The following is a 17,667-nucleotide window of genomic DNA, read 5'->3' as shown; positions in this document are numbered from 1 at the left end:
TGCGATACCATCCGACTCCCCAACGGATTCCCGCCAGGACGACGCGATGAACCGAGTGTTGTACCCAGGTACATTTGACCCTATTACCAAGGGCCACGGCGATCTGGTCGAACGCGCCTCGCGCCTGTTCGATCACGTGATCATTGCTGTCGCTGCCAGCACCAAAAAAAACCCGCTATTCCCTCTGGAACAGCGTGTGGAGCTGGCACGTGAAGTCACCAAGCACCTGCCCAATGTGGAGGTAGTCGGCTTCTCGACGCTGCTCGCGCACTTTGCCAAAGAACAGAACGCCAATGTCTTTCTGCGTGGCCTGCGTGCCGTGTCGGACTTCGAATACGAGTTCCAGCTGGCGAACATGAATCGCCAACTGGCCCCCGACGTCGAAAGTCTGTTCCTCACGCCGTCAGAGCGTTATTCGTTCATTTCGTCGACATTGGTCCGGGAAATCGCGGCATTAGGTGGCGATATCAACAAATTCGTGCACCCGGCCGTGGCCGATGCCCTCACCGAGCGCTTTCGCAAGAAGTGACCGCTGAAGCGGCGCCCGCGTGCACTGCGGGCGCCAATGCGGCACAATTGCCGCATTCGATTTCAGTTGCCCGGGCCGAGCGCCCCGGCAGGAGTACCCATGTCCCTGATCATCACCGACGATTGCATTAACTGCGACGTCTGCGAACCCGAGTGTCCGAACGCTGCCATTTCCCAGGGCGAAGAGATCTATGTGATCGACCCGAACCTGTGTACCCAGTGCGTGGGCCACTACGATGAGCCGCAATGCCAGCAGGTCTGCCCGGTTGACTGCATCCCGCTGGATGAAGCCCACCCGGAAACCGAAGAACAGCTGATGGCCAAATACAAGGCAATCACCGGCAAGGCCTGACCTTGTCGGCCATTGCTTTAATGCGCCGAACCTGAAAAGCCACAGTGCCTGAATCTCTGGTCAGCCAGCTCCCGCGATGACAGCCGGCCAGCGCCTGCTGTGTTCCTGTCAGCTCTGGCAGCGCGGGCAGAACACGCTGGCGCGCTGGCCCAGCTTGACCTCGCGCAACTCGGTGCCACAGACCTTGCAGGGCTGGTAGCCACGCCCGTAAACAAACAGCTCTTGCTGGAAGTAGCCAGGTTGTCCGTCGCCCCCGATAAAGTCGCGCAAGGTGGTGCCTCCACGCTCAATCGCCGCGGCCAGAATCCGCTTGATCTCGATCGCCAGCTTCAAATAGCGCGCCCGGGAGATGCTTTTGGCTTCGCGACGCGGATCAATGCCGGCAGCAAACAGCGCTTCAGTCGCGTAGATATTGCCCACGCCCACCACCACTGCGTTATCCATGATGAACGGCTTGACGGCCATCGAGCGCTTGCGCGACAGCTGAAACAGCCGGTCACCGTCAAACAGATCGGTCAGTGGCTCCGGCCCGAGGCGCAGCAGCAATTCATGGTTCAGCGGGTCGAGGCTCCAGAGCATCGCACCGAAACGTCGCGGGTCGGTGTAGCGCAATGCCAGGCCCGACTCCAGCTCGATGTCCACATGCTCGTGCCTGGCCGCCGGCAGCCCGGCCTCTACCAGGCGCAGGTTGCCCGACATGCCCAAATGGCTGATCAGCGTCCCGACTTCGGCGTTAATCAGCAGATACTTGGCGCGCCGCTCCACCAGCACGATCTTCTGCCCCGACAGACGCACATCCAGGTCTTCCGGGATCGGCCAGCGCAAACGGCGCTCGCGCACAATCACCCGGCTGACCCGCTGACCTTCAAGGTGCGGGGCAATGCCCCGGCGGGTGGTTTCGACTTCAGGTAATTCAGGCACGGGAGGCTCCTGCGAGACTAGTGGGCACCCAATTCGCGAATGCTTTCTTTAAGGTTGTCAAAGTCGTAGTCGGACAGACCAATGTAGTCCAGCACCAGGTGCCGGATGCTGTTCCATTCATGGTCTTCACGCTGGTTGCCCAGCACTGTGTGCGAGGCACAGATATGTTCGGCCATCTTGAGGATCGCCAGCAGGTTTTTAAGCTGGCTGTTGCGCGAAGAGTCGTCGCTGAAAATCGCCAGGGCATTGTGGTGATTGGCAATCGCCTCTGTCAGATGCGCAGGCAGACGCCAGGATTTTGCCGTGTAGTAGCCGACCACCGCATGGTTGGTATTGAAATGCCGGTTTTCAGTGTCAACCACACGGCTGCCAGTCCCGGCACTGGCATAGCCCTGTTCCAGTACCCGCATGTAATCCGGGAAGCGCTTGAGCATCAACGGGATGCCACAATCGTGAAACAGCCCCAGGGCATAGGCTTCATCCAGCGCCTGGGTGCCCGTGCGCTTGGCCAGGGTCAGGCTGGTCATTGCCACGTCCTGGGCCGTGTCCCAAAACCGGTTAAGGGTCACGATGGTGTCGTCTGTCATCTCGCCCTTGATCGACTGTGCGTTGATCAGGTTGATCACGGTCCGGCTGCCGAGCACCGTGACTGCACGGCGGATCGAGGCAATCTTGTTGCTCAGGCCGTAATACGGCGAGTTGACGATTTTCAGCAGTGCCCCGGACAGCCCCGGGTCCTGGGCGATCAGGCCGGCTATCACTTCCAGATCCGGGTCCGGCATGTATTGCTCCATCTGCAAATCCACCATGATTTGCGGTTGGGGCGGCACGCTGATGCCTTGCAGGGCAAGGCTGATCTGTTCGGATGAAAGCTCTGGGGGCATAACGACGCACTCTGAATTGGACGGCGAGTCTAGCGGAAATTTCTGGCCATTTGCGCACGTAATCCGACGCAATACCGCGAATCAGCTGAGCTTGCAGGGTGCGTCTAAGGCTATAATCGCGCCCTTTTCAATACCCGGAGCGACGTCATGTCCCTGCCAAGCCTGCGCCTTAAAGCCAATGCCGATCGACGCCTGCGCGCCGGCCACTTGTGGGTCTACAGCAACGAAATTGATGTAGCCAACACCCCGCTGCACGGCTTCAAGGCCGGCGACCAGGCCGTGCTCGAAACAGCCGGCGGCAAGCCGCTGGGCATCGTTGCCATGAGCCCGAACAACCTGATCTGCGCTCGCCTGCTGTCGCGCGACATCAAATTGCCGCTGGACAAATCGCTGCTGGTACACCGCCTGAACATGGCTTTGTCCTTGCGCGAGCGCCTGTTCGACAAGCCTTACTACCGCCTGGTTTTCGGCGATTCCGACTTGCTGCCAGGCCTGGTCGTAGACCGTTTCGGCGACATTCTGGTGGTTCAGCTGGCCTCGGCCACCATGGAACAGCACAAAGACGACGTAATCGCAGCACTGGTACAAGTCATCAAGCCAAGCGGCATCCTGTTCAAGAACGACTCGGCTGCCCGTGACGCTGAAGGCCTTGAGCGTTATGTCGAAACCGTCTTCGGTCTGGTTCCGGAGTGGGTTGCACTGGAAGAGAACGGCGTGAAGTTCGAAGCGCCGGTCATGGCCGGCCAGAAAACCGGCTGGTTCTACGACCACCGCATGAACCGCGCCCGCCTGGCCCCGTATGTTAAAGGCAAAAAGGTTCTGGACCTGTTCAGCTACATCGGTGGCTGGGGTATTCAGGCTGCCGCTTTCGGCGCCAGCGAAGTGACCTGTGTCGACGCCTCCTCGTTCGCCCTGGACGGTGTTGAGCGCAACGCTGCGTTGAACGGTTTTGCCGAGAAAGTCACCTGCATGGAAGGCGACGTATTTGAAGCCCTGAAAGAGCTCAAGGCCAACGAAGAGCGTTTCGACGTGATCGTGGCCGATCCTCCGGCCTTCATCAAACGCAAAAAGGACCTGAAGAACGGCGAAGGTGCTTACCGCCGCCTTAACGAGCAAGCCATGCGCCTGCTCAGCAAGGACGGGATTCTGGTCAGCGCATCGTGCTCGATGCACCTGCCGGAAGACGACCTGCAGAACATCCTGCTGACCAGCGCCCGCCACCTGGACCGCAACATCCAGTTGCTGGAACGCGGCGGCCAGGGCCCGGATCACCCGGTGCACCCGGCGATTGCAGAAACGCGCTACATCAAGAGCATCACCTGCCGTTTGCTGCCTAACAGCTAAGACGCCTGAATCGCTGGCAAGCCAGCTCCCACAGTGGAAATGCCCTGAGCATATCTCGTGGGAGCCGGCTTGCCGGCGATGACTCAACATCCTGCAAACCGAGTCGCCTGCCTCGTCGGAAGTCCGGCTCCCACAGGGGTGTCCTAGTTAAGGCTGCGGCGGTATCTCCGGTTGCGGGCTCAGTTGTTCATCCCCGGCCTGCAGCGATTGATAACGCGGCTTCACCACTTTCACCTTCCCTTCGCGAATCTGTTCAATCATCTCCAGCGGGTTTTCGATACCTGTATAGGTGCCTGCACGCTGCCATTTGCCCTGCGCATCACGCTTGAAGAAGTACAGCGGATCAGACCAGCTGTATTTGGGTAACTGCAGCACTTCGTCCTGCCCGTCCTGATCCAGATCGACCGCCCACATGGCACATCCCGGGTACAGGCACTGCTGCCCGCCAATGCCGGGGTCGTTGAACTGCTCGCTGCCTTCCACGACAGGCCCGATCCACTCCAGAAGCCGCCCATCGGAGTCCCGCGCACCTTTACCGGCCTGGGCATCCTTGAGCCGTTTCAACAAAACTTCGCGCGCGGGTTCTGCCAACACCCGGCCCTGCTCGACTTGCTCCAGCAATGCCTCGAACGCCTGCTTGCCCGGTGGCCCCAAGCGATAGAGCAAAGTGTCGGCATCAAAGCTCTCTACCGGACTTTTAGCCTCCAGCAAGCGCTTTACCTGATTGCTGGCGCTGATCTGCAACGGACTGAACCACGGGGTATGAATCGCCAACAGCAGTACCACGCTGAGCAACGCAATCAGCGGGTTGCTGATGCGCAGGCTCCACAACCACTGACGCTGAGGCACCACCACCGCCCAGGCCGCGGCAAGGGTATGAACCAGCATCACCGCCACCAGCAACATCGCCAGAATGCGGCTGGGGGTCAGGCCATATTGTTCGATTCGCAGCCAGCTCGAATACCCCGCCAGCAGCACCAGTACCGGCAAGCACAGCAGGCACAGGTCAACCATGCGCAACAGCCATCGCGGATAACCGCTGCTCTGCTCGCCGACCTGGAACACGCCATTGAGCAGAAACAGATTGGCCGCCACCAGACACAGCATGATCGGCGTCGAATAGCCGGTGGCCCAAATGGGCTGCAGCCCGGTAAATAGCAGGGCCAGGGTGAAGACAATGGCAATCAGCGAACTCAGGGGCAGCAGAAAGCGGCACAAGGTCAGCAAAATGCCGCGTAACAGACCGATGACACGATCGTTGTCGCGGCCCATCTGCAGGCCCAGGGCAAACACCATCATCGAACTGATGCAGATAAACCCGGTGGTGGAAAACAACTGATTGAGCGCCACAATCCCGAGCATCTTGAACAGGCTGCCCCACAACAGCAGCAGCGCCCAGAACACGCCGTTCAACAGCAAGCCCAGCAACACGATAAACACTGTGTCCCAGGCGTGGCGGAACAGGTCTTCGTAGCGCGGGAAGCGCCCTTCGCGGCTCGGCCAGCTGAGGATGAAAGCCGTCACTATATAAGTAATCACCACGGCAAAGCAGACCCAGGTGCCGGTCAGCCAGCTGCTGCTGCGCAAACTGTCGCCGCCCTCCCAGTACACCCAGGCGCTGATGGCGCTCATCACCAGCGTCAGCCCGAGCACCAGCCAGGCCGTACCGCGTTGACGCACGTCCGGCCCCAGCAGCACCAGGTTGATACCACCGACCAATACCGCAGTGGCCAGGGCAAACTGGAGCCCCGCCTCGGTCAGGGCGCTCGCCAGCCACAGCAGCAGCCCTTGCGCCAGGCCAATGGCCAGGCAGGTTCGCACGGATCGGTTGAGGGTCAGCATACGAATGTCCTTATCGAAAAATCATGCCTGCACTCTATAGCCTGAACACTGCCAACGCCTACCGGCCCGCCAAATGCAATGACTCCTCACGCAGGCAGCCAACCCTCTACCCCATTCCCTCCCGCCGCCAGCCGTGTAGAATCGACGGATTCATCGCCAATCATCCCCGGCGGGTTTATGAGCTCAGGCCCTGACGCGCGGCGATCCCGCAGCGTTAACGGCAGCTTGCTGACACGTGGTCATTTTCTGTGTAGTCCGCCAGTCATTAGAAGCTCACTTCCCTGTTTGTTACCTGATTAGCCGCCCGGAGTTGTTCCATGCCTGACTATCGTTCGAAAACCTCCACCCACGGCCGCAACATGGCCGGTGCCCGCGCTTTGTGGCGCGCCACGGGGATGAAAGATGCCGACTTCAAGAAGCCGATCATCGCCATTGCCAACTCCTTTACCCAGTTCGTACCCGGCCACGTCCACCTCAAGGACATGGGGCAACTGGTAGCCCGCGAGATCGAGCGCGCCGGCGGCGTTGCCAAGGAATTCAACACCATTGCCGTGGATGACGGCATCGCCATGGGCCATGACGGCATGCTGTATTCGCTGCCGAGCCGCGAGATCATCGCCGACTCCGTCGAGTACATGGTCAACGCTCACTGCGCCGACGCCATCGTGTGCATTTCCAACTGCGACAAAATCACCCCTGGCATGCTGATGGCTTCTTTGCGCCTCAACATCCCGGTGATTTTCGTCTCCGGCGGGCCGATGGAAGCGGGCAAAACCAAGCTCGCCAGCCACGGTCTCGACCTGGTAGACGCCATGGTCATCGCCGCCGACTCCAGCGCTTCTGACGAGAAGGTTGCCGAGTACGAGCGCAGCGCCTGCCCTACCTGCGGTTCGTGCTCCGGCATGTTCACCGCCAACTCGATGAACTGCCTGACCGAAGCCCTGGGCCTGGCGCTGCCGGGCAACGGCACGGCGCTGGCGACCCACAGCGATCGCGAGCAACTGTTCCTGCAGGCAGGCCGCACCATCGTCGACCTGTGCCGTCAGTACTACGTCGAAAACGACGAAGCGGTACTGCCGCGCAACATTGCCAACTTCAAGGCATTTGAAAACGCCATGACGCTGGACATCGCCATGGGCGGTTCGACCAACACCATCCTGCACTTGCTGGCAGCAGCCCAAGAGGCCGAAATCGACTTCGACCTTAAAGACATCGACCGTCTTTCGCGCCACGTACCGCAGCTGTGCAAGGTGGCACCGAACATCCAGAAGTACCACATGGAAGACGTGCACCGCGCAGGCGGCATTTTCTCCATTCTCGGTTCGCTGGCCCGCGGCGGCCTGCTGCACACCGATCTGCCGACCGTGCACAGCAAGACCATGGCCGAAGGTATCGCCAAATGGGACATCACCCAGACCGACGATGAAGCTGTTCACACCTTCTTCAAGGCCGGCCCGGCCGGTATCCCGACGCAAACCGCGTTCAGCCAGTCGACCCGCTGGGAAACCCTGGATGACGACCGTGAAAACGGCTGCATCCGCAGTGTTGAGCACGCCTACTCGCAAGAAGGCGGCCTGGCCGTGCTGTACGGCAACATTGCGCTGGATGGCTGCGTAGTCAAAACCGCAGGCGTCGACGAATCGATCCACGTGTTCGAAGGCAACGCCAAAATCTTCGAAAGCCAGGACAGCGCCGTGCGCGGCATCCTGGCTGACGAAGTCAAAGCCGGTGACATCGTGATCATTCGTTACGAAGGTCCGAAAGGCGGCCCGGGCATGCAAGAGATGCTCTACCCGACGTCCTACCTGAAATCCAAAGGCCTGGGCAAAGCCTGCGCCCTGCTCACCGATGGCCGCTTCTCGGGGGGTACTTCGGGCCTGTCCATCGGTCACGCTTCGCCGGAAGCGGCTGCCGGTGGCGCGATTGGTCTGGTACAGGACGGCGACAAAGTGCTGATCGACATTCCGAACCGCTCGATCAACCTGTTGATCAGCGACGAAGAAATGGCCGCTCGCCGCGTCGCCCAGGACCACAAAGGCTGGAAGCCGGTGGAAGTGCGTCCGCGCAAAGTCACCACCGCCCTCAAGGCCTACGCCTTGCTGGCCACCAGTGCCGACAAAGGCGCGGTACGTGATAAGGCCCTGCTGGACAAGCTGGTGCCATAAGCCGACGCGTCAAACAAAAATCCCGGCCATGTGCCGGGATTTTTTATGCCCGATACAAATCCATTTGTGGGAGCCGGCTTGCCGGCGATAGCAGTACCTCGACCCGATCGCCTCAATCGCTGGCAAGCCAGCTCCCACAGGGTAGGCAGAGTCCCTGCTTTTATGTTCAGCCTAAATCCACTGTGGGAGCCGGCTTGCCGGCGATAGCAGCACCGCGACCCGATCGCCTGAATCGCTGGCAAGCCAGCTCCCACAGGGTAGGCAGAGTCCCTGCTTTTATATTCAGAACAAATCCACTGTGGGAGCCGGCTTGCCGGCGATAGCAGCACCGCGACCCGATCGCCCGAATCGCTGGCAAGCCAGCTCCCACAGGGAGGGCAGAGTCCCTGCTTTTATGTTCAGGACACATCCACTGTGGGAGCCGGCTTGCCGGCGATAGCAGCACCTCGACCCGATCGCCTCAATCGCTGGCAAGCCAGCTCCCACAGGGAGGGCAGAGTCCCTGCTTTTATGTTCAGCATGAATCCACTGTGGGAGCCGGCTTGCCGGCGATAGCAGCACCGCGACCCGAGCGAGGGTTGTGCAAGCCTGTTACTGGATCTGATCCGGTTTGACGATCACCCAGTTCTTGTCCGCAGTCACCGGCAACCCTTCCCTGGCCTGGGCCGCCGCGTTTTGGGCCATCATGCCTTCCAGCTGGGTCATGTATTTGTCCTTGCGGTTGATCCACAGATGAATCCCGCCTTTGGCCACGTCCACCCCGTGGAACAGCATGTAGCCGTCACTGGTCGGGGTGTCGCCGCCCACCAGCACCGGTTTTTTCCATTGGTCGATGTAGGTCAGGATCGCCGCCTGCTTGCCCGCCATCCAGGTAGCCGGGGTCCAGAGATAAGGCGTGAGTTCCAGTCCGAGGTTGGCCTTTTCGTTGTAGGTACCCGCGCTGATCTGTTTACGGGCCGTGGTCAGCTCGCCGGTCTTGCGGTCTTTGAGCAAGGTGCTCACGCCAATCACGTTCTGCGGTTTGACGTTGTACCCGTACTTGGGGTCTGCCGCGACCATGCGCACCAGTTCTTCCGAGGCGGCCGTCATCACGTACACCTCGATGCCATTCTCCATCAGCTTGTTGAACAGCTCGACCTGGCCGGTAAACACCTTGGGCGGCTGTACCTCTGAAGTCTTGAGCGCGTCACCTTCGAAGTAAGTCACCGGCACCGGTTTGCCCGAGGCCATCAACTCGTCAACGTAGCCCTTGAGTTGCTGCAGGGTGAACCCGGAAAACACCTGCGCCACCCAGGGGTAGCAGACCATGTCGTCAACTTCGCACAATCGGTAGTAATAGCTGAACAGGCTCTCCTTGTGCTCGGCCGTGTCTTTGAAAGGGATCAGCTTGAGTGACGGGTCAAGGCTGTCACGGGTGATCAGGCCGCGGTTTTCCATATAGGGCAGCAGCGCTTCTTCCAGATCGTTGCGATAGCTGGTGTTGTCCATGTCAAAAACTGCAAAGTTACCCTTGTTCGCGTTTGCGGCGATCATCGCGTCCAGCTGTTTGGCCTGATCAGCCGGCCAGTGCTTCAAATCAGTGGCCAGGGCCTGGCCGGCAAGGCCCAGACACAGGGTTGCAGCGATCAACTTTAGACTCAGGTTCATCAGCTATGCTCCTATTTAAAGGCATCGACGCTAACAAACCTGCGTGACAGTTTTAACGTGAGCGCGACCGTTGACGTTCTAATAGCGCCACCGCCTTATTCCCAAAACCTAGGTACTCATTCCACAACGGTATATTTGCAGATATATCAACCTGTTAGGATTTCCGGTTCGAAATCGCTACAACTCAAGACTGGTACAAGTCGTCCCTCGGAGCTTTCATGAATTTCCCGCTGATCCTCAATCTGCTGGTGTTCCTCGCGTTGCTGTTCGGCTTGTCGCTGACCCGCCATACCGCGTGGAGCCTGGCGAAAAAAGTCTTGTTGGCGCTGGTTATCGGCGTGCTGTTCGGCCTGGGCCTGCACCTGGTCTACGGTGCCGACAGCACGACCCTGAAGACCTCCATCGGCTGGTTCGATCTGGTCGGCAGCGGCTACGTGCAATTGCTGCAAATGATCGTGATCCCGCTGGTGTTCGCTTCGATCCTGAGCGCCGTGGCGCGACTGCATAATGCCTCTTCCCTGGGCAAGATCAGCTTTCTGACTATTGGCACTCTGCTGTTCACCACCATGATCGCAGCCCTGGTCGGGATCGGCCTGACCAACCTGTTCGGCCTGACGGCCGACGGCCTGGTGGCAGGCGCGGCTGAAATGAGCCGCCTGCACGTGATCCAGAGCGATTATGCGGGCAAGGTTTCGGACCTCAATGTGCCGCAACTGCTGCTGTCGTTCATCCCGCAGAACCCGTTTGCCGACCTGGCCCGGGCCAAGCCTACGTCCATCATCAGCGTGGTGATTTTCGCTGCGTTCCTGGGGATTGCAGCGCTGCAACTGTTCAAGGACGAGCCGGAAAAAGGCGGGAAAATCCTCAGCGCCATCGACACCCTGCAAGCCTGGGTAATGCGCCTGGTGCGCCTGGTGATGAAGCTGACCCCTTACGGTGTGCTGGCCCTGATGACCAAAGTGGTCGCCACATCCAACCTGCAAGACATCATCAAGCTAGGCAGTTTTGTGGTGGTGTCCTACATCGGCCTGGCGCTGATGTTTGTCATCCACGGCGTAATCGTGTCGGTATCCGGGGTTAACCCGCTGCGCTTCTTCCGCAAGGTATGGCCGGTTCTGACCTTTGCCTTCACCAGCCGTTCGAGCGCGGCCAGCATCCCGCTGAGTATCGAAGCACAAACCCGTCGCCTGGGGATTCCGTCCTCGATCGCCAGCTTTGCCGCCTCGTTTGGCGCCACCATCGGTCAAAACGGCTGCGCCGGTCTGTACCCGGCCATGCTGGCGGTAATGGTTGCGCCGACAGTGGGCATCAACCCGCTGGACCCGGTGTGGATCGCGTCGCTGGTAGCGATTGTGACCTTGAGTTCGGTCGGCGTGGCAGGCGTAGGGGGCGGTGCTACCTTCGCCGCCCTGATCGTGCTTCCGGCCATGGGCTTGCCGGTGTCGCTGGTGGCGTTGCTGATTTCGGTCGAACCCTTGATCGACATGGGCCGTACGGCACTCAACGTCAGCGGTTCGATGGTAGCCGGTACGGTGACCAGCCAGATCCTGCACAAGACCGACAAGGCCATCCTGGCTGAAGACGATCACGGTGACCTGGCCCACGCCTGAACACCGCATCGCCCTGCAGGAGCTCGCTCCTGCAGGGCAGGTGCAACCCCTCAGATTTTTTCCCACACCTCAAAGCTGAACGCCGGTTTGTCATCCACCGGCGGGTGCGGCTCGTTCGATACCAGCTTCCACTGCGCCTGATCAAACTCGGGAAACCACGCATCGCCTTCCGGGCTCAGCCCCACCCGCGTCAGGTACAAGCGGTCGGCATCTGCCAGGCCCTGGCTGTACAGCTGCGCGCCACCGATCAACATCAACTCGCCCACGCCCACGCCCTGCTCTTTGGCCCACTCTTCAGCGCGCTCAACCGCGGCCTCCAGTGATGCAAAAACTTCGGCACCTTCGAGCTGCAGACCGGTCTGACGACTGACCACCAGGTTCAAGCGGCCCGGCAACGGGCGGCCCAGGGAATCCCAGGTCTTGCGCCCCATGATGATCGGCTTGCCCAAGGTGGTGGCCTTGAAATATTTGAAATCCGCCGGCAAATGCCACGGCATGCTGTTGTCGACGCCGATCACGCGGTTTTCACCAAGTGCCGCGATCAGGCTGAGGGGGAGTGATTTTTTCATGGGCGCGAGGATACCAGAGCCGCCCGCGCCAGCAGTACCCGGTCCGACGTAACAGCGGGTATGCTCTTGGCTCACTTGAATGGAATGTCGCGTGACTCAACTTTCCCCCCTGCACCGCCTCTGGCTGACCGAAACCGTGCGCCTGCGCGAAGAACACGCTGGCCCGCTGGATGATCTTGAAGCCAGTCGCCGCGCCCGCACGGGCGGCGGTGATTTATCCACACGCCTGCAAAACCGGGCCCTGTGGCTGGCCGAACGCGATGGTTTACTCAGCGCCATGCAGCATTGGCTGCAAGGTGCCCGGCTGGCGTTACTGGTGCTGGCCGTACTGGCCGTGATCAGTGGCGCCGGGCTGGCCTTTGCCGCCCTGGGCGACGGACAAAACCCGGTCAATGTGTTCTGGGCACTGGGCAGCCTGCTCGGGCTCAATCTGATTCTGCTGCTGAGCTGGGCGCTGGGCCTGCTGTTTGCCGGCGAACACGGCGCCAGTCTGGGCCGCCTCTGGTTGTGGCTGAGCGAAAAATTCGCCCGCGACGCCAAGGCCGCGCAACTGGCGCCGGCGCTACTGCTGTTGCTGCAACGCCACAGGCTCAATCGCTGGGCACTCGGCTCGCTGGTCAATGGCCTGTGGCTGCTGGCAATGCTCAGCGCACTGCTGATGATGCTGTTGCTCATGGCCACCCGCCGGTATGGCTTCATCTGGGAGACCACCATTCTGAGCCCGGATGTGTTTGTGGCGGTGACCCGCAGCCTCGGCGCACTGCCGGGCTGGCTGGGGTTCGGTGTACCGACGGATGAGATGATCCGCGTCAGCACTGACACCCGCTACAACAGCGAATTGCTGCGTCAGGCCTGGGCGGTCTGGCTGGTGGGCATCGTGCTGTTCTACGGGGTAATACCGCGTCTGCTGCTGGCGACGTTCTGCCTGTGGCGCTGGAACCACGGGCGCAACGCCCTGCAACTGGACCTCAACCTGCCGGGTTACAACCAGCTGCGCGAGCGCCTGATGCCCAGCAGCGAACGCCTCGGCGTCAACGATCTGGCCCCCGAACAACTGCACAACGTGCAGGCCGGGCATACCGACTTGCAAACCGATGGCGCGCTGATTGTGGCCATCGAACTGGACGATCAACACCCCTGGCCGCCCAAACTGCCCGCCACGGTCAAGGACGCCGGCATCCTCGACAGCCGCGAATCCCGGCAAAGGCTGCTGGAGCAAATGACCCGCTTCCCGCCGGCCCGCCTGGCCATTGCCTGCGACCCGCGCCGGTCCCCGGATCGCGGCAGCCTGGCGCTGATTGGCGAACTGGCACGCAGTGCCGCCCAGACCCGCATCTGGCTGCTGCAGGCACCGTCAGGCCAGGCGCTGGACGCTGACCGCCTGAGCGACTGGCATAACGCATTGCAACAACTGGAGCTGCCGTTCGCCACCAGCGCCCCCCTGAACTGGCTGGAGACAGGCCATGACTAAGCCACTGACCCTGGCCGTGGTCGGCCATACCAATGTCGGCAAAACCTCGTTGCTGCGCACCCTGACCCGGGATGTCGGCTTTGGCGAGGTGTCCCATCGGCCCAGCACCACCCGCCATGTCGAAGGCGCGCGGCTGTCGGTGGACGGCGAACCGCTGCTGGAGCTGTACGACACTCCCGGCCTGGAAGACGCCATCGCCCTGCTCGACTACCTGGAGCGCCTCGACCGTCCCGGCGAACGCCTCGATGGCCCGGCACGGGTGGCACGGTTTCTGGAAGGCAGCGAGGCGCGCCAGCGTTTTGAGCAGGAAGCCAAAGTCCTGCGCCAGCTGCTGGCCTCGGACGCCGGTCTGTATGTGATCGACGCCCGCGAGCCGGTGCTGGCCAAATACCGCGACGAACTCAGTGTGCTGGCCAGTTGCGGCAAGCCGCTGCTGCCGGTGCTGAATTTTGTCAGCAGCCCCCAGCATCGCGAACCCGAATGGCGCGAAGCCCTGGCCCGCCTTGGTCTGCATGCACTGGTGCGGTTTGACAGCGTGGCCCCGCCCGAAGACGGCGAGCGTCGACTGTACGAAAGCCTGGCGCTGCTGCTGGAACATTCACGCGAGGCCTTGCAACGCCTGATTACCGACCAGCAGGCACAGCGCGAGGCACGCAAACACAGCGCCCTGCGCCTGATTGCCGAATTGCTGATCGACTGCGCCGCCTGTCGACGCAGTGTGGTCAGCGAGAAAGCCGCCGAGCAACAGGCCATCAACGAACTGCGCCAGGCAATCCGGCAGCGGGAACAGCGCTGCGTTGAAGCCTTGCTCAAACTCTACGGCTTTCGCGCCAGCGATGCTGCGGCCAGTGATTTGCCGTTGCTGGACGGCCGCTGGGGCGATGACCTGTTCAACCCCGAAACGCTCAAGCAACTGGGGGTTCGCGTGGGCAGCGGGATTGCCGCCGGCGCTGCAGCCGGGGCGGGAGTGGACTTGATGGTCGGCGGCCTGACGCTGGGTGCGGCAGCGCTGGCCGGAGCCATAGCTGGCGGCGCCCTGCAGACCGCGCGCAGCTATGGCAGCCGCTTGCTGGGTAAATTCAAGGGCCAGCGCGAACTGACCGTGGACGACAGCGTGCTGCGGTTGCTGGCTCTGCGCCAGCGCCAACTGCTGCATGCATTGAATGCCCGTGGGCATGCGGCGGTGGACAGCATCAAGGTTGCCACCCCGCAGGACAAGACCTGGCGTGAAGGCAAACTGCCGCAAGAGCTGAACAAAGCCCGTGCGCACCCTCAGTGGTCATCGCTCAACCCGCACCCGAAACTGAGCCAGAGCGAGCGCCAGGAGCAGATCGGGCTGCTGGCCCAACAGATCTGAACCCTGCCCTCTGTAGGAGCAGCCGGTCGACGCTCGATTGCTCGCGAGCTCTTCATGACCGCAGATTAAAAGCTCGCGAGGCAAGCTCGCTCCTACAGGTCATGGGCAAAAGGTCAAAAGGTCAAAAGGTCAAAAGGTCAGCTGGCCAACAGCCGCACTGCCTTGTCCTTGAGAATTTGCAGGTCGATGACCGGCACCTGCATCTGCTTGGCCTGTTCGTCCCAGACCCGCATCCGCAAGCTGAGCTGGCACAGCGGGTCTTGCTCGAAGGCATCGGCTTCTGACTCGCTCATCACCCCGCCCTGGTAGCCCAGGGTACGAATGCTGGCTTCACTCAACAGCTGGTAATAGCCCGGTTGACGCAGGGTCAGGTAGCGCTTGGCCTGCACGTGGTACTCCACCAGCTTCGCCATCCGCTCGCTGAAGCCTGCGCGGCGCAAGTAATCAGCCCCGACCCGTTCATGACTGACCACCCCATAACCGCCCATGTTCTTCGCATCTTTGCCACACAAGTGCCCGATATCGTGAAAGAACGCAGCAAGCACCACTTCATCGTCACAGCCTTCAGCCAACGCCAGCTGTGCGGCCTGGGACATGTGTTCGATCTGCGACACCGGCTCGCCAATGTAATCATCAGCGCCGTACTGGCGGTACAGGCCAAACACCTCTTCCACCACTTGCTGCGCCTCGCTCATCACACCTCCTCCAGCAGCCGGGCAATATTGCCTTCGGCCATGGCCGGGCCCACGCTCATGCCCACTCCGGTTTGCATCAGGGCGGCATTCAAGCCGGGGGCTACCTCCAGCCAGGTGAACGGTTTGGCCCCCCGGGCACCATAGACCCCCTGCCAGCGCTCAACCACCTGCACTTCACAGCCAAGGGTTTGCTCGCACAGTTGCAGCATCCAGTTGTCCACCTGTTCGCCGTTGAACGGTGATGGATCGCCACCGTAATCGTGGGAATCACCGATGATCAATTCACCGTAAGGTGTCGGGCTGACCAGCAGATGAATCCCGTGCCGGTCCAGATGCGGGCTGTCGCGCAGAATCTGGGCCTGTACCGCTGCCGCTTCCGGCAAGTCGGCAAAGGCGCCGTAATGCACGCAACTGAGGCCGGTCATCAGCGCATGTTGCAGCTGCAAATCAATTTTTGGTCGTACACGCAGCATTTGCAGGCGGCAGATCTGCGGCTCGAGGCGGGCCAGCGGTTCAGCCAGCAGGGTCAGGTAGTCATGCCCCGAACACACAATCACCTGGGCGCCTTTAAAGCTGCCGGCAGTGGTATGGACCAAGCCTGGTTCGACCTCGCGGACCAGGGTCGAGAAGTGAAACTCGACCCCCAGCTCCCGTTGCAGGTACTGGATCAACGCCGGGATTGCTTCGCGTGAGTACAGCTGCAGGTCATCCAGCCCGTGCAGTGCGGCGCGATGATGGCTGAACTGGCCATCGTAGAGGCGCTGCATATCGGCGCCCCGCAGGAGCTCGGCGCGGTAGCCGAATTCAGGGCCACGGCCCTGGCAGAAGGTGTGCAGAAGATGCTCTTCGGCCTCGGTACGGGCGAACAGGTACGAACCGTTTTGCTTGAGATCAAAGCCCGCATGCTGCGCCCAGCCGGTCCAGATTTCACGGCTGGCGCGGGCCAGATCCAGCATCACGCCCGGCGGCTGGCCCGTCACCAGCGCCATGCCGAAATTGCGCACCGAGGCCCCCAGCGGGGTGCTGGTGCGCTCGAAGACCTGAACCTTGAGCCCGCGCCTGGCCGCCGCATAGGCGTGGGACAGCCCCAGAATACCGGCGCCGACGATAAGGATTGTTTGAGTCATAAGCATGTCCTGATGGAGCGGGCTTCTGTAGGAGCAGCCGGTCGACGCTCGATTGCTCGCGATTTCTTCATGACCGCGATTAAAAGCTCGCGAGGCAAGCTCGCTCCTACGGGTTTTATTTGCTGAGAAGTTACTGCGCCACTTTCTCGGACTTGCCGTCATAGCGCTTGCGCCATTCGGCCAGGATGCTGTCACGATTCTGCGAGGCCCAGGCGAAGTCGTTCTTGATCAGGCGCTGTTCGTAGTCCGCTGGCAGTTCGGTCTGCGGCTTGGCGATGCCGGGTTGCGCGAGTACGGCGAAGTTCTCTTTATAAAGCTCCATCGCTGCCGGGCTGGCAGAGAAGTCGGCCAGCTTTTTCGCCGCCTCTTCATGGGGCGTGCCCTTGATCACCGCGGTGGCTTCGATTTCCCAGCCCAGGCCTTCCTTGGGCAACACGATATCCAGCGGAGCACCCTGGCGCTTGAGTTGCACCGCCGGGTATTCGAACGAAATACCGATCGGGAACTCGCCAGAAGCCGCCAGTTTGCATGGCTTGGAGCCGGAGTGAACGTACTGGCCGATGTTCTGGTGCAGGTCATCCATGAACTGCCAGCCCTGTTTCTCGCCGAAGGTTTGCAGCCAGGCACTTACGTCCAGAAAACCCGTGCCCGAGGACGCCGGGTTGGGCATCACGATCTTGCCCTTGTATTCCGGTTTGGTCAGGTCCTGCCAGCTCACCGGTTTGCTCAGACCCTGTTTTTGTGCCTCGATGGTGTTGAAGCAAATGGTCGCGGCCCACACGTCCATCCCCACCCATGCCGGTGGATTGGCTGGATCGCGATAGTTGGCGCCGATCTTGGCCAGGTCTTGGGGTGCATAGCTTTGCAGCATGCCCTGCTGATCAAGTATCGCCAGGCTGGAGGCGGCCAGCCCCCATACCGCATCGGCTTGCGGGCGGGCTTTTTCCGCCAGCAGCTTGGCGGTGATGATGCCGGTGGAGTCGCGCACCCACTTGATCTCAACGTCCGGGTTGGCCTTCTCAAAAGCCTGCTTGTAGGTTTTCAGCTGCTCGGCTTCGAGGGCCGTGTACACGGTCAGCTCGGTTTTGGCAGCAAAGGCGTTGAAGCTAAAAGCAGTGAGGACAGCAGCGGCAAGGGCAAGCGGCTTGAACATGG

15 protein-coding genes are annotated in these 17,667 nt (G+C 61.1%); 7 read left to right on the top strand and 8 right to left on the bottom strand.

The features are described 5' to 3' along the window. Positions 1 to 46 precede the first annotated feature (46 nt). Together coaD and EQV90_RS04435 are read left to right on the top strand one after the other, a co-directional pair. Entirely contained in the window at positions 47 to 529 is a 483-nt protein-coding gene (gene coaD / locus EQV90_RS04440) for a pantetheine-phosphate adenylyltransferase (protein ID WP_004419754.1), read from the top strand. A 99-nt stretch (positions 530 to 628) separates the two neighbouring features. Then, positions 629 to 880, top strand: a complete 252-nt coding sequence (locus EQV90_RS04435; protein ID WP_004419756.1) for a YfhL family 4Fe-4S dicluster ferredoxin — start codon at positions 629 to 631, stop codon at positions 878 to 880. A 108-nt stretch (positions 881 to 988) separates the two neighbouring features. On the opposite strand, the gene mutM is transcribed toward EQV90_RS04435, so the two are convergent. Next, positions 989 to 1,801 (bottom strand): bifunctional DNA-formamidopyrimidine glycosylase/DNA-(apurinic or apyrimidinic site) lyase, encoded by an 813-nt coding sequence (gene mutM / locus EQV90_RS04430; RefSeq protein ID WP_160626567.1) that lies wholly within the window; start codon positions 1,799 to 1,801, stop codon positions 989 to 991. Positions 1,802 to 1,818: 17 nt separating this feature from the next. Beyond that, positions 1,819 to 2,631, bottom strand: coding sequence for an HDOD domain-containing protein (locus EQV90_RS04425; protein ID WP_240877846.1), 813 nt, complete (start codon positions 2,629 to 2,631; stop codon positions 1,819 to 1,821). Between the two features lie 201 nt (positions 2,632 to 2,832). Here EQV90_RS04425 and EQV90_RS04420 point away from each other — a divergent pair, with 201 nt between their 5' ends. Continuing rightward, positions 2,833 to 4,029, top strand: coding sequence for a class I SAM-dependent rRNA methyltransferase (locus tag EQV90_RS04420; protein WP_004419762.1), 1,197 nt, complete (start codon positions 2,833 to 2,835; stop codon positions 4,027 to 4,029). Positions 4,030 to 4,176: 147 nt separating this feature from the next. Here the strand turns inward: EQV90_RS04420 and EQV90_RS04415 are convergent, their stop codons facing one another. Continuing rightward, the gene (locus EQV90_RS04415) at positions 4,177 to 5,871 is read right to left on the bottom strand and encodes a DUF4153 domain-containing protein (protein ID WP_240877790.1); all 1,695 of its coding nucleotides are present in this window, start codon (positions 5,869 to 5,871) and stop codon (positions 4,177 to 4,179) included. Between the two features lie 317 nt (positions 5,872 to 6,188). Here EQV90_RS04415 and ilvD point away from each other — a divergent pair, with 317 nt between their 5' ends. Then, positions 6,189 to 8,036: a dihydroxy-acid dehydratase gene (gene ilvD / locus EQV90_RS04410; protein ID WP_004419765.1), complete on the top strand. Its 1,848-nt coding sequence runs from the start codon at positions 6,189 to 6,191 to the stop codon at positions 8,034 to 8,036. 591 nt (positions 8,037 to 8,627) lie between these two features. Here the strand turns inward: ilvD and EQV90_RS04405 are convergent. Next, positions 8,628 to 9,683: a hypothetical protein gene (locus EQV90_RS04405; RefSeq protein WP_003444524.1), complete on the bottom strand. Its 1,056-nt coding sequence runs from the start codon at positions 9,681 to 9,683 to the stop codon at positions 8,628 to 8,630. A gap of 218 nt (positions 9,684 to 9,901) precedes the next feature. On the opposite strand from EQV90_RS04405, the gene EQV90_RS04400 reads away from it, so the two are divergent. Then, positions 9,902 to 11,293 (top strand): L-cystine transporter, encoded by a 1,392-nt coding sequence (locus EQV90_RS04400; protein WP_240877789.1) that lies wholly within the window; start codon positions 9,902 to 9,904, stop codon positions 11,291 to 11,293. Between the two features lie 50 nt (positions 11,294 to 11,343). On the opposite strand, the gene EQV90_RS04395 is transcribed toward EQV90_RS04400, so the two are convergent. After that, positions 11,344 to 11,862, bottom strand: a complete 519-nt coding sequence (locus EQV90_RS04395) for a dihydrofolate reductase (protein ID WP_240877788.1) — start codon at positions 11,860 to 11,862, stop codon at positions 11,344 to 11,346. Between the two features lie 91 nt (positions 11,863 to 11,953). Here EQV90_RS04395 and EQV90_RS04390 point away from each other — a divergent pair, with 91 nt between their 5' ends. Together EQV90_RS04390 and EQV90_RS04385 are read left to right on the top strand one after the other, a co-directional pair. After that, entirely contained in the window at positions 11,954 to 13,333 is a 1,380-nt protein-coding gene (locus EQV90_RS04390; protein WP_003444528.1) for a DUF2868 domain-containing protein, read from the top strand. Continuing rightward, entirely contained in the window at positions 13,326 to 14,690 is a 1,365-nt protein-coding gene (locus EQV90_RS04385; protein ID WP_003444529.1) for a GTPase/DUF3482 domain-containing protein, read from the top strand. Before EQV90_RS04390 ends, EQV90_RS04385 begins: the two co-directional genes overlap by 8 nt. Positions 14,691 to 14,827: 137 nt before the next feature. On the opposite strand, the gene EQV90_RS04380 is transcribed toward EQV90_RS04385, so the two are convergent. The 3 genes from EQV90_RS04380 to EQV90_RS04370 form a co-directional block, all read right to left on the bottom strand. After that, positions 14,828 to 15,385, bottom strand: a complete 558-nt coding sequence (locus tag EQV90_RS04380; RefSeq protein WP_003444530.1) for a phosphonate degradation HD-domain oxygenase — start codon at positions 15,383 to 15,385, stop codon at positions 14,828 to 14,830. Beyond that, positions 15,385 to 16,512, bottom strand: coding sequence for a TIGR03364 family FAD-dependent oxidoreductase (locus EQV90_RS04375; protein ID WP_240877787.1), 1,128 nt, complete (start codon positions 16,510 to 16,512; stop codon positions 15,385 to 15,387). Before EQV90_RS04375 ends, EQV90_RS04380 begins: the two co-directional genes overlap by 1 nt. A 130-nt stretch (positions 16,513 to 16,642) precedes the next feature. After that, on the bottom strand, positions 16,643 to 17,665 hold the full coding sequence (locus tag EQV90_RS04370) for a putative 2-aminoethylphosphonate ABC transporter substrate-binding protein (protein WP_003444532.1): 1,023 nt from the start codon (positions 17,663 to 17,665) through the stop codon (positions 16,643 to 16,645). Positions 17,666 to 17,667 lie beyond the last annotated feature (2 nt).

This window comes from Pseudomonas sp. TMW22089 (genome assembly GCF_022496645.1).
Lineage (GTDB): Bacteria > Pseudomonadota > Gammaproteobacteria > Pseudomonadales > Pseudomonadaceae > Aquipseudomonas > Aquipseudomonas paraversuta.
The sequence above is the reverse complement of the archived record's forward strand: the minus strand, read 5'-3'. Positions and strand labels throughout refer to the sequence as shown.

Excerpts from the sequence above, each read along its gene's own strand:
- EQV90_RS04435 (WP_004419756.1), top strand. The coding sequence starts at position 629 with ATGTCCCTGATCATCACCGACGATTGCATTAACTGCGACGTCTGCGAA.
- EQV90_RS04415 (WP_240877790.1), bottom strand. The coding sequence starts at position 5,871 with ATGCTGACCCTCAACCGATCCGTGCGAACCTGCCTGGCCATTGGCCTG.
- EQV90_RS04370 (WP_003444532.1), bottom strand. The coding sequence starts at position 17,665 with ATGTTCAAGCCGCTTGCCCTTGCCGCTGCTGTCCTCACTGCTTTTAGC.
- EQV90_RS04400 (WP_240877789.1), top strand. The coding sequence starts at position 9,902 with ATGAATTTCCCGCTGATCCTCAATCTGCTGGTGTTCCTCGCGTTGCTG.
- EQV90_RS04380 (WP_003444530.1), bottom strand. The coding sequence starts at position 15,385 with ATGAGCGAGGCGCAGCAAGTGGTGGAAGAGGTGTTTGGCCTGTACCGC.
- EQV90_RS04420 (WP_004419762.1), top strand. The coding sequence starts at position 2,833 with ATGTCCCTGCCAAGCCTGCGCCTTAAAGCCAATGCCGATCGACGCCTG.
- ilvD (WP_004419765.1), top strand. The coding sequence starts at position 6,189 with ATGCCTGACTATCGTTCGAAAACCTCCACCCACGGCCGCAACATGGCC.
- EQV90_RS04375 (WP_240877787.1), bottom strand. The coding sequence starts at position 16,512 with ATGACTCAAACAATCCTTATCGTCGGCGCCGGTATTCTGGGGCTGTCC.
- EQV90_RS04385 (WP_003444529.1), top strand. The coding sequence starts at position 13,326 with ATGACTAAGCCACTGACCCTGGCCGTGGTCGGCCATACCAATGTCGGC.
- EQV90_RS04395 (WP_240877788.1), bottom strand. The coding sequence starts at position 11,862 with ATGAAAAAATCACTCCCCCTCAGCCTGATCGCGGCACTTGGTGAAAAC.
- EQV90_RS04405 (WP_003444524.1), bottom strand. The coding sequence starts at position 9,683 with ATGAACCTGAGTCTAAAGTTGATCGCTGCAACCCTGTGTCTGGGCCTT.
- coaD (WP_004419754.1), top strand. The coding sequence starts at position 47 with ATGAACCGAGTGTTGTACCCAGGTACATTTGACCCTATTACCAAGGGC.